Origin of the sequence: Hwanghaeella grinnelliae (genome assembly GCF_004005845.1) — a bacterium.
Taxonomy (GTDB): domain Bacteria; phylum Pseudomonadota; class Alphaproteobacteria; order UBA8366; family Aestuariispiraceae; genus Hwanghaeella; species Hwanghaeella grinnelliae.
This window is the reverse complement of sequence record NZ_SADE01000002.1, coordinates 1-12,374: the sequence shown is the minus strand read 5'-3', so window position 1 is coordinate 12,374 and position 12,374 is coordinate 1. Positions and strand designations below refer to the sequence as shown.

5 protein-coding genes are annotated in these 12,374 nt (G+C 58.1%); all 5 read left to right on the top strand.

Annotated elements, in window-relative coordinates; genetic code table 11:
• Window positions 1-481: 481 nt before the first annotated feature.
• Window positions 482-1,069 carry a toxin-activating lysine-acyltransferase gene (locus tag EOI86_RS10815; protein WP_161973791.1) on the top strand — a complete coding sequence of 196 codons (588 nt, stop codon included), beginning with the start codon at window positions 482-484 and terminating at the stop codon, window positions 1,067-1,069.
• A 3-nt stretch (window positions 1,070-1,072) separates the two neighbouring features.
• The gene (locus EOI86_RS10810; protein ID WP_127765231.1) at window positions 1,073-1,861 is read left to right on the top strand and encodes an imm11 family protein; all 789 of its coding nucleotides are present in this window, start codon (window positions 1,073-1,075) and stop codon (window positions 1,859-1,861) included.
• Window positions 1,858-2,385: a hypothetical protein gene (locus tag EOI86_RS10805; protein ID WP_127765230.1), complete on the top strand. Its 528-nt coding sequence runs from the start codon at window positions 1,858-1,860 to the stop codon at window positions 2,383-2,385. Before EOI86_RS10810 ends, EOI86_RS10805 begins: the two co-directional genes overlap by 4 nt.
• 1,496 nt (window positions 2,386-3,881) lie before the next feature.
• Window positions 3,882-12,179: a cadherin-like domain-containing protein gene (locus EOI86_RS24890; RefSeq protein ID WP_476702844.1), complete on the top strand. Its 8,298-nt coding sequence runs from the start codon at window positions 3,882-3,884 to the stop codon at window positions 12,177-12,179.
• Window positions 12,107-12,374, top strand: a 268-nt coding sequence (locus tag EOI86_RS10795) for a hypothetical protein (protein WP_150132798.1), incomplete at its 3' end; no start/stop codon positions are given. The genes EOI86_RS24890 and EOI86_RS10795, both read left to right, overlap by 73 nt.

The following is a 12,374-nucleotide window of genomic DNA, read 5'->3' as shown; positions in this document are numbered from 1 at the left end:
AATTTGAGGTGAAAATCTTCAAAACAACCCTAGTATTATCAACCACTGTTAACACGGCAACTGAAAAACGATAATTGTATATAAAAAACAATATATTAAACTCATCTTCGGAGCTAACCTGGGGGCGGCGGTTTCCCTTGACTCAAAACAGAGCAATTGCGAAATACAACTAAGGGGTTGGTATGGGGTTTCCGGTAATCCAGCGGTCTGCCAGCAATTAGGCGGTGGGGGGCTGACGCTGGATTAGACCAATTCATTGAAATTTTAAGGGTGTGCGGTTTTGGCTTCGATCTCGTGCGCCTTCGGCGTAGATGCGACTCAATATCCCAATTTTGAGCTCGCAAACGGTGGAGGCTGCCCTTCTTCCGGCGTAGATTGCTCCAGCAAGGCAGCAATCAACGAACGGAGGAGCCGAAAGATGAGCGACAAGGACAAGCACCCCCAGGCAGGTCAAGGGCCAACAGGGCCTAAGGAGAGCGAGATGAGCGCTGCGACGCAGAAGTCACCCGTATCGCCCGAAATGCGCGCCCGAATGGATGAGCTGAAGCCCGGCAGTGCCGAACAGGCTGTGCCCGAGGCGCTAAAGAAGATCGCCGAGCAGGCTGACCGCGTCACGGCGAAGGTGGAAGGCACCGCCTCGAATCCGCAGCAGACCGTCTCCAGCGTATTGGGGGAGATCGCCTGGCTGATGACCATGACGCCGTCGCACCGCTACTTCTTCCTGGCGGACATGGAATGGCTGATCATGACGCCGGTCGTGCTGGCGCAATACCGCCTGTTCCGCGACGACGGCGGCAAGCCCGCGGGCCTCGTCCTTTGGGCAAAGATCGACGATGAAACGGAAGAACGCCTGAAGGCCGGCGCCACCCGCCTGCGTCCCCAAGACTGGAACAGCGGTGAGAACTACTGGGTCATCGACATCCTCGACCCCATGGGCAAGGCCCCGCAGATGCTCCAGGAAATGAAAGACACGGTCTTCAAGGGCAAGACGTTCAAGTACCACCAGACTGGTGCCGATGGGAAGCGGTCGGTTGTGTCGGTAAAGTCAAAGGTAAACGTAGAGGGTTAGGTAATGCCGTACACACATGACTCCATGGCACGGCACTATAAGAAAGACTTCGTAAAAGTAGTCGGATTTGAGTCGCCGCCGGAAAAAGGGCCTGGTATCGCCTCCCTACTTATTTGCGGGAGGGAGCGATTCGACCGGCCAGGCGAAAGAACGGAAATGACGGATGCCATGCGGGCTCAGGTTCCCCGTGTTTTGCGTATCGAACAGCCCCAGACCAAGGACGGCGTCCCGGATTTCTTCGACTCCGGCCTTGGATATGTCGTTAGCGAACGGTTCAAAACCAAACTTCAACAGCTTGAACCCGATGCTCATGAGTTTTTTCCGGTCAAGGTTGTCCAAGACGACACCAATGAATCCTTGGGGACGCACTACCTACTGTATTTGTTCGAGAAGCCCGACATTATCGATCACGATAACACAGTTTATGGTGGAAAAGGATCTGCGGTCGGTGGCGACGAAGCAGCCAAAGTAAACTTCAATTTTGCGAGGATTAGGACGGATCCAAATTCCGTTACTGGATCCTTTCTGATCAATTTCAAGCCTCGTGGATACGAGGGGCATCATCTTTGGCGAGGTACGGTCGGCAAGGAAAGGTGGCATGTCGTTCGTGATGTAGAGCGATTCCCGGGCGGCAAGAGCTATTCCGAACCACTGGAACGCGTCTTGTTCTTTTCTGATGAATTCGGTGAATTTTTTATTTCGGAAAAGCTAACCGGCCTTCACCTAAAGAAAATTCTAGAAAAGCCAATTTCCTGGTTTCACGATAGCAAGGCCAAGGGACAAATCCGATGATCACGGTGAATGTTGCTGGAGAAAACTACAACCTCGAAATCATCAGTCAAACGTTCAATGGAACGAAGGATGTTGCTCGCGGCTTTACGTCTGGGTCGATCTCTAAGACGCCAAACTTTATCGTTGAGTTCAGGGTCAATGGTGGTCCAATACAAACACACGAAGTTAAGTACACGGCTCACCACATACTGGATTTTGAGAACACGAGCGTAAGTGTCCAGCGTGACGCCTTGTTGAATAGTATTGGCTTCAATCTTCAAAATACCGATCAGAATGCTGTCTTGCTGCCAAACTTTGGTACGACGTCAACCTCTACGACTGAACTCCAGGTGTTGGCGGCCGCAAATGGAGCGACGCACAAAGGCGGCCACTTTGCCCTACTAAAGGATTCGGTCGACTCGCTTGCTATTGCGCGAGAAGAATTTGTCCTTGATTTCGGGGAAGGCTCTCCAGAAGTCTTGGAATTCGATGCCAACGCCAAGCAAACGATCAACGGCCTAGTCGCTAAAGCCGTGCTGATCTGAGTAAGCCAGGTAATGGCGTAGTCCTTCAGACCGTTGACCCGGATTACCGCGGCGAAAACGTTTACGCGTCGTTGATAGACGATATTGACCCTACGACTGGGAAATTGGTTGAAGGATCTCAGTTTGCCGAGGGCAAATTCTTCAAGCTTGGTGCTGAGTTCGGCTCTGATAATCCTCTTGTGAACTTTGACCGATTCGAGGGATTTGACAGCACAACGGGCAAGCTCACGTCAAAAGATGTGCAATCTCTACTTGGTGACGATCTCATCTCCCACATCGAAGATGTGCGAAGTCGCGGCGATTTGCTCGGCATTACCAAGCGTCTTGGTAACGACCTTACCGATGGGCATGGGTCGACTCTTGTCGATGCGGCTTCAATAGCTGTTTTGGGTACACTCGTATTTGGCCTTTCGATTCAGGAGGATCTGCCAGCCAGTGTTGTTGCATCGGGCCTTGGGCTGGACCTCGATTCCATTTTGGAGTCTCTCGCGGAGGGGCTTGCGGATGACCTCGCGGTCAGCGGAACGGCAGCGGCATTGACTGCTTGGTCCGGTCCAGGTGCTGCAGTTGCGTCGACCTTCGCTCAGGTTATCCGACAAGGATACAAGCTGTGGCAGGCGGGTGAGAGCATCATTGATGCATACAACTTGGTTAAGCTCACCCTCGAGACCTTGGATATCGAGAAGATTGCCGAAAAGAGTGGGCTCGATCCAGACGTTCTCACAGATGCCCTTCATGGGGATTTTGAAAAGTTCAAACAATTCCTGACGGACCAAGGGGCTACTTTCGAAGATCAGGGCAGTCAGGGGGACGTTCCTGAGGTGGTGGATATTCCCGTAAATCCAAATCCTGTCACAGATTTGTCATCTGCGGCGGCGGCGGACCAAGCCTTGTTGGAGGAGGTGGATCCGGCGACTGTTGCTACGGGAACATATGTCAACTTGCTGGGTGACACGGACATAAATCGAATTAGCGACAAGAATACTGTCGTTGCAATTGCGATTACACCCGAAGGAGAGCAGGTCGACATCTTGGCCGCTGATGTGTTCCGTTGGAAACAGGCCGCATTGTCGAACAGCGTATTCTATACGACAGAGAACATTATTCGAGACTTGGGTCACGGTGCGTCCGATCTTAGCGGCTTGGACATTATTACAGAAGAATTGCAACAGATTCAGGAGCAGCGTCTTGCGGTGGCATCTGCCGCCGCAGCTCTTGGTGTTCCGGCAGATGGTAGCGGTGATGTGTCGTACTGGGTGCTGGACGACTCGGTTGATACCCAAGACTTGGATTCCGCGTTTGAGAGCCCAGTTCAAGTCGCTTCCGTTAGTGAGACGGGATGGTTCGACTTTATACCAGATCAATCCACACAAATTGCGACAGAGGCTAAGCAGTTTCTGAAGTCAGCAGGGTTCGGAAATATTGAAGCGCCCAATGGCGGTGCTGTCGTCTGGGTACGTGACAATCGAGGCGCAGATTCCACAAACTACTACGCGATGGATTCAAACGGGCGCGTATTGTTCCATTTGACGTCTACGCAGGGTCAAGGCACCGAGCGATACTATTCGGTCGAGACGCCCTACGGCTTGGGTGTTCAGCAGTCGGAGTGGTATGTCCCTGAGTCCGGCGCTGCGCCGCAGATCCTTCAAGTTCGTTCCGATCCTGATGGTGACGGACGTGGAAAGGTTATTGAATACACGGCCGAATTTCACCTCGGTGGAGATATCGGCAGAGCTTTGGGATCTTCGCTGGGTAGCATAATCAGCGGTGGCGATAATCAGTTTGTTTCCATTGGCAGTTCCGTACTGGTTGGTTCCATCCTTCAGAATGTTGGTGAGGAGCTTGATCTGGCAATTGAAGATGCTTCAAGCATCCACAATCAGGTCACCGGTGAAGAAGTCATTGGGTTTGACAATTTCGGCAAGGATATCCGTCTTGCCGCGGCAGGGGCGATTTCTTCCCTTATAGTCGGTGAACTGTTCGAAAGCCTGGAACTGGACGGCACTGCAGCCGAACTCGGCGAATCGGTCTTGTCGTTTGCCGGCAAACAAATTGTCGACAATGCGTTTCAGATTGCCGGCGGCGCAAACATCGGTCTCGGGAGTGGGTTAAGCGACGTCCTGACGGCTGCGAATATTGCCAACGTTATCGGTGGGTTCGTTGGATCTAAAATCGCATCGTCCATTGTCGACGCCGAGACCATCGGTGGTCAGATCGGCGGGGCAATCGGGAATGCAGTTGGTGGTGTAGTCGGGTCAGCAATCGGGACCTCTATTGGAGCTGCTGCTGCCGGTCTGAGTTCAGCTGGTGCCGCGTCCGTTGGTCTGGCCGCCTCTGCTGCGTTTTCTGCCGGCGGGACAGCAACCGCTATCGCTGCTGCCACCAATGCCGCGTTGGCGTCAGGTCTTTCCGCAAGCGCGGCTTCTTCCGTCGGTTTGGCTGCGGGCCAAGCTGCTGCGGGAGGTGCGGCAGCCGCGTCGTCTGCGGCAACAGGCGCCCTTGCGGGCAGTGTCGTGCCCATCATCGGTACGATCATCGGTATCATCGCGGGCCAGGTTCTCGGGACTTTGCTGGGTAATCTGTTCGGTGGGCGCCCATCCGTCGGGCCGAACGGGGGTGCCAATGTCGAAGTGGTCAATGGACGATACGCCGTTACCGACTATGGCGTGGACAATGGGCTGGATCCGGCGGTTGTCCTTGGCATGGCCCAGGCCGCCGCGGACGGGATGAACGCCCTTGTCGACGCCACCGGTGGCACGCTGATCGGTGGCACGCATAGCGACTACGGGTATAATCGGGACTTCGGGGGTTGGAATGTGTCCACTAGCCCCGCCGGCAGGCAGACAGTCGCGGACGGGACGCAGGCCGTCTTGACCGGAACGATGCGGACAATCCGCAACTCCAAGATTGAGGGTGGCAACACCTTCGCAAAGCGCGCGCTCTTGTCCACCTCTGCCGGGTCTGTCGATGAACTCGCATCGAACATGCAGATTGCGCGCGATTACCGGGTGTATCTCGACAATCAGGAAGAGATCGAGGCACTTGCCACGACGCTGCCCAACTCTTCCTTCGCGGTTGGGTGGGCCGTTACGCTCGCGAAGGCTGCGCAACTTGGTCTTGACGACGCTCATCCCCTCGAAAACTACACCCGCTTCGGCGAGATGGTGGAAAATGCCGGGCTGGATTTCTCCGAGGTCGATCTTGCGGACCTGATTGTCTATCGCGACGGAAACCGGGTCGAAATCGGCTGGGCGGGAAGTGGCGATAATGGCGGTTTGGGGCCGGACGACTGGGCGCATCTCCATTCGAAGATCGTCATCTCCAATTTCAACGCGTGGGATCGCGACATCAGCCGTATCCACTTCGCGAACGGTCAGGAAATATTGATCGAAACGCTGCTGGACGCGGTCGAGGCGGCGGGGCTCTTCCTTGACGGCGGGCCGGCGCTCGTCCGTGACCTGATCATGATGGTCGGGGCGGGCGAATTCGAAACGGAAGCCGGATTCGACGGTGCCGGGGTCACAGCGGAGGCAATCGCCTCGATCGTCTCGACCGAGGCGCTGTTGAACGCCTTGACGCCCGACGACACCTATCGCGCCGGGTTGATCGAAACCGGAAACGCGGCGGCGGTGGCCGCGGCGGAACGCGCCATCGATAACTGGGATCCGACGAGCCCCGCGCCGGCGCCGGTGCCGGATGCGGTGGAGACGGTCACGGGGTCTCGGCATAACGACCTGCTCGGCGCCGATGCCGGCGTCACGCTGCTGGAAGGCGGCGACGGCGACGATGCGCTCTACGGGTCGGCTACGGCACAGGAACTGCGCGGTGGGGAAGGCGACGACAGGCTCTTCGGCTTCGCCGGCGCGGACACCCTGGATGGCGGCGTCGGCGACGACCGGCTTGAAGGCGGTGCGGACGACGACCTGTTGACGGGCGGCGACGGCAACGACCTTCTGCGCGGGGATGCGGGCGTCTGGGCCGAAGACCTGGAAGGCAGCGACGTTATTACCGGCAACGACACGCTGTTCGGCGGCGCCGGCGATGACGTGCTGGAAGGTGGCGCAGGGGACGATACCATGGTCGGCGGCATCGGGAACGATGTCCTGCGCGGCGGCGCCGGCGACGACCTGTACACCTTCGATCTCGGCGATGGACGCGATGAGATCCATGACGTCGAAGGCAGCAGCAGCGACCTTGTCGCTCAGAACTATACCTACTACACGACCGAGACGGTCCAGGTTCAGGTTGCCGACGGCGAATCTTACGGGGGTGACGGCGCATACGGGATCACATTGGGCGAGGATTCCTTCTACGTCCGTGACGTTGAGGTCAGGACCGCCCATACCGGAACCCGCTGGGTGGAGGTTCAGTCGGACGAAACCTCCGGCGGTCAAACCGATGTCCTGGTCTTTGGCGAAGGGATCGAGGTCGAGGACCTGCTGCTGAAGCAAGACGGCGACGATCTTCTGATCGGGATCCGCATGGACGGCGACGAGGAAACCGCATTCGAGGATTTGGAGAACCAGATCCGCATCACTGGCTGGATCCAGCCGCAAGGCCGGATCGAGACCCTTCGCTTCGCGGATGGAACGGAGCTGAATGCAACCGACGTCGTCAACCGTTTCGGTACCGAGGATGTCGACGTGGTGCGCTGGTACGAAACCGCAATCACCAGCATTGATCTGCTCGGATCGGACGACACCATCCATACGGGCAACGGTGACGACGCCATTGTCGGCGGAACCGGAAACGACACGATCCGCTCCGGCGGCGGCAACGATACCCTGATGGGGACGGAAGGCGCAGACATCATCGATGGCGGCGCGGGCAGCGACGTGGCGGCCTATGATATCTCCGACGCGGGAGTGAGCATCGATCTGAAGGCGGGGACCGCGGCTGGCGGACACGCCCAGGGCGACACTCTGATCGGGATCGAGAATCTTTGGGGATCCGATTTCGACGATACCTTAACCGGTGATGACAAGGGCAACTGGCTGGAAGGAAACGACGGGGCCGACACACTCACGGGGGGCTTCGGCGCTGATGTCCTTTCCGGCGGCGCGGGCGACGACTCGCTGTTTGGTGGAAGCGACTCCGACGTCTATAAGTTCGGTCTGCACGACGGCCAGGACACGGTGTTTGACGAAGGTCTGGTTGAGGTCGCCTATGCCGATACCGAGACCTATACGGCGACCCGGATGGTAACCCAACAGGTCTACTACGGAGAAGTTGGCTGGGTCACCGAACAGGTTGAAGAGGAATACACGGCGACGCGGAACGTCACGCGGTACGAACTTGAGGCCGGTGACGGCGGCAGCGACGTGCTTCTGCTGGGCCCTGGCATTGGGTTCGATGAGATCGTGTTGCGGCTCAGCGGTAACAACCTGGAGGTCGCGGTGCTTGATCCCCTGGCGGGCGCCAGGGCCGATTTCGCGCAGACCCCCGAGGCTTTCGACGATATTTCCGACCGGATCACCCTGCAGAACTGGAATCTGTCCGACAATGAGATCGAATTCCTCGCCCTGAACGATGGTACACGCATCAGTCTGCGGGGCTTGATGAACGCCTTCGGCGTCGTCGATGGCTCGGTCCTGAATCTCGGTGACGCGATGGACGCCGCCTTTGAAGGGCAGTTCGACGGTTCAATCCTGGTCGGAACGGCGGCGGACGATGTCATCGTCGGGTCCGATGCGGCCGATGCCATCGTTGGCGGCGAGGGATTGGACTCCCTTTCAGGCGGCGACGGAAACGACTTCCTCGACGGCGGCATGGGCGAAGATGTGCTCGACGGCGGCGCGGGCGACGATACGATGGTCGGTGGCGAAGGAAGCGATACCGTCTATGGCGGCGCGGGAAGCGATAAAATCTATGCCGGGACCGGCAACGACACGATTTTCGGCGGGGCCGGCAACGACAATATCCAGGGAGATGCGGGCGACGATACGATCGACGGTGGCGACGGGAACGACACGATCGACGCTGGTGAGGGCGAGGACACGGTAACGTATGCCTCCGCCCAGGTAGGCGTTGCTGTAGACTTGTCCGCCGGGGCTTCGACCGGCACCGACGGTTTTGAAGACACCCTGTCAGGCTTCGAAAACGCGACCGGCTCTGATTACGACGATTTGCTGACCGGGGATGATGGCGTCAATACCTTGGAGGGCGGCGCCGGTAATGACGAATTGGATGGCGGGCTTGGCGACGACAACCTCCTCGGCGGGACGGGTGACGACATTCTGGCCGGCGGTGAGGGCGCAGATGTGCTCGACGGCGGCACGGGGTCGGATACGGCTTCCTACACCGGGTCCGCGGAAGGTATCGTCGTCGACCTCGAGACCGGCGCTGTTTCCGGGGGCGACGCGAATGGAGACGTCTTCACCAGCATTGAGAACGTGACGGGCACCGATCATCAGGACACCCTGACGGGTAACAGCGGAAGCAACGTGCTTTCCGGCGGGGCCGAAATCGATCTGATCTCAGGCGGCGAAGGGGCGGATACGCTCGACGGCGGCGCCGACGACGATGTTCTCATCGGCGGGACCGGCGACGATATCTACAGGTTTGGCCGGTTCGATGGCGATGACATCGTCAGGGAAGAGAACTACGAGGAGTTCACCTGGACGGAAGAGGTGCCATATACGGACTACTATACCGAAACCTATGAGTACACGAGCGGCGAGGAGACGCACACAGGGACGCGTCAGGTGGCCTACACCGCCTACCGGACCGAAGAGTTTTCGGAAATGCGGCTGGTCGACGGCGGCTCCGACACAATCGAGTTTGCCGAAGGCATTTCGCGCGACAATATTACCGTGCGTCTGGTTGGAGGCTTGCTGGACCCGCCCGACAATCCGAGTCCTTTCAAGGATCTCGTCATTGGGATTGTGCCGGATGAGGATATCGAGACAAAAGACACGATTGCGCTCGCGGATCTCGAAAACAAGATCCGCTTGGTAAACTGGACCGATGTGATGCAGCGGGTGGAGACCTTCCGCTTCGCGGACGGTACAGTGCTCAGCGTGCCCCAGATCGCAGGTCTTCTTGCAACGGGCGGCAACGACACCCTTGAATGGACTGACACGGCATTCGATGTGTATGGCGGTGCCGGTAACGACAGCCTGACCGGCGGCGGTTTCGACGACAATCTGGTCGGCAATGCTGGCGACGATACGCTGATTGGTGCGGCGGGTGCTGACACACTGTTTGGCGGTGACGGGGCGGACAGTCTTTCCGGCGGGGCCGGAGACGATGTATTCGACGGTGGCGCGGGCGATGACGCGATCACGACCGGTGCGGGCTTGGACACGATCTACTTTACGGTTGGCGGCGGCAATGACACCGTCACCGACGGAAGTCTTTCCGATACGGTGGTACTCGGGCCGGAGGTCGATCTGGAAACACTGGCCTTCGAACGGAGTGGCGACGACCTCACGTTGACGCTCGCGTCTTCTGACGTCCTCACTCTGACAAGTTGGTTTGCAGCGGATGCTAATCGCGTCAACTTCGCCGATGCGGATGGGAACACGATCGATGTTGTGATCTCTATTACCGGGACCGAAGGCGACGACACGCTGACGGGGACGGATGAGAATGACTTGATGCTTGGCTTCGTCGGTCAGGACACGCTTCAGGGCGGGCTCGGCAGGGACGTGCTGCTCGGAGGCGCGGACGACGACCGGTTGATCGGCGGCGATGGGAACGACCGCTTGATCGCAGGTCTCGGGAACGACTTGGCCGAGGGCGGTGCGGGGAACGACCTATACGAATTCTCTGTCGGCGACGGCCAGGATACGATCACCGACTATAACGAAGGCATGGTAACGCTGACGCGGGAGGAATCATACACGGCGTCCCGCCAAGAGACGTATCAGACGACCAATGGAGAAGGCGATACCGTCACCCACACCCATACGGTCTACTACACGGCCTATCGAACAGTCTCGTACGAAGAGCTGCAGGAGTTTGACGCCGGGTCCGATACTCTGCGTTTCGGTGAAGGCATTGCGCTTTCCGATCTTCGGCTTTCGGTGGACGGCGTAGATTTGATCATTCGGGTCTCGGATGACGATGATCCAGACGCGGACTCCGTCCGCATCACCGACTGGATGGACGACCGGAACAAGATCGAGCGTTTCGTCTTCGCGGACGGTACTTCCGTCGATTTTCCGGCGCTATTGGACGTGAACGCCGCGCCACTGGACGGGACTGAATTCTCCTTGATGGAAATCATGGCTGCGACGACGGCCGCGGTTGAGGCATCATTGGAGGACGATGTAACCATCGACGGAGTTTCTTTCTCTGGAACCGGCCAGGATGAATCGTTCGTCGGAACGGATGACGGCGACCTGTTCGCGGCGGGCAGCGGCACGAACGTCATCGACGCTGGAGCGGGTGACGACGCGATCATTGCTGCCGCCGCATCGTTGAACACGATCGACGGGGGCGATGGCGACGACATTGTGTCCTTCTCGGGACGGTTCCAGGACTATTCGATCACCTCCGGCGAAGGCGGTTCCGTCGTTGTCACGGAGAATGCCAATCCCGGCAATGTGTCGGTGCTGGTGGGGGTCGAGCGACTTCGGTTTTCCGACTCCATTCGCTACACTGATGGGCGCAACGACGCGCCAATTGCCGTGTCGGACAGTTTTGAGACGGATGAAGACACGCCGATCACGATTCAACCTTCGCAGCTCACCGGAAACGATACGGATGCGAACGTGGACATTCTTGGCGTCACCGAGGTCAGCAATGCGGTCGGCGGAACCGTTGCGCTGCAGGAAGACGGTTCCATCCTCTTCACGCCCGACGCGAACTTTAACGGCGATGCGACCTTCGACTACACGGTGACCGACTATCGAGCGGCGAACGCCACCACAACAGGCTCGGTCACTGTGGCGGTTGCGGCGGTCGAAGACGCACCGGAAACAACGGCCGATACCTTCACCACCTTGGAGGACACGCCGATTGAAATAAGCCTCGCCGATTTGCTCGACAACGACTTCGAATTTGATGGAGAAACGCTGACGATTCAATCAGTTGGGAGCAGTGTCAACGGAGCCGCAGTCCTGACGGGAAACGGGACGGTTCTGTTTACGCCGCCGGCGGAATATTTCGGTTCGGCGAGCTTCGAATATGTTGTTTCCGACGAATCGGGAAATACCGCCACAGGGCTTGTCACGGTCTCGGTGGAGGCGGTGAACGACAACCCGAACGTCGTCGACGACGGCTCCTTCGAGATCGAAGAGAACGGATCGATTATGATCGGTGAGGCGGCACTGCTCGCCAACGATACCGATGTCGACTCCGAAACGCTGACGATCACCGGCCTGGGCGAAATGCATGGCGGGTTGGCCGTGCAGGATGGGAATGGCAACATCGTCTTTACAGCGGATGCGGGTTTCGCGGGAATCGCCAGCTTCGAATACGCGGTTAGCGACGGGACGTCCGGGGCCGATATTGGGCGGGTGGAGATCGTAGTCGCGCCCGTCAACAACATCCTGGAAGGCGGGACGGAGGCGGATACGCTGTTTGGAGGCGCTGGCTCGGACATTGTTTCCGGCGGCGATGGTNGGACGGGACGGACACGATCAGCAATATCGAACGGATACACTTCGACGCGAATGGCGATGGCGTTGTCGACGCGGGCGAGATACTTGATCTCGCTTCGGCCAGTTCCGCACCTGTCGGAACAGATGGAAAGATCGTCCTTCCTGCCGACTATGTGGGGACGGTCAGCGGGGTCATTGGGGCGACCGATGCGGATCTTGCCGATCCGGCGAACGGCGAAGTTCTGACATACAAAGTTGTTGGTGAAAACATCACCGACAATCAGGATGGCAGCTTCACCTTGGCGTCAGGGTCGGTCGTTACGATCGATGCAGCAACGGGCACCTATGAATATGTGCCGTTCTCCGCGCAGTTGGGTGGAGAACTGCCGCGAACTCATTTTTGGCACAACGACAGCTTTACGATCCGCGCGACCGATACCA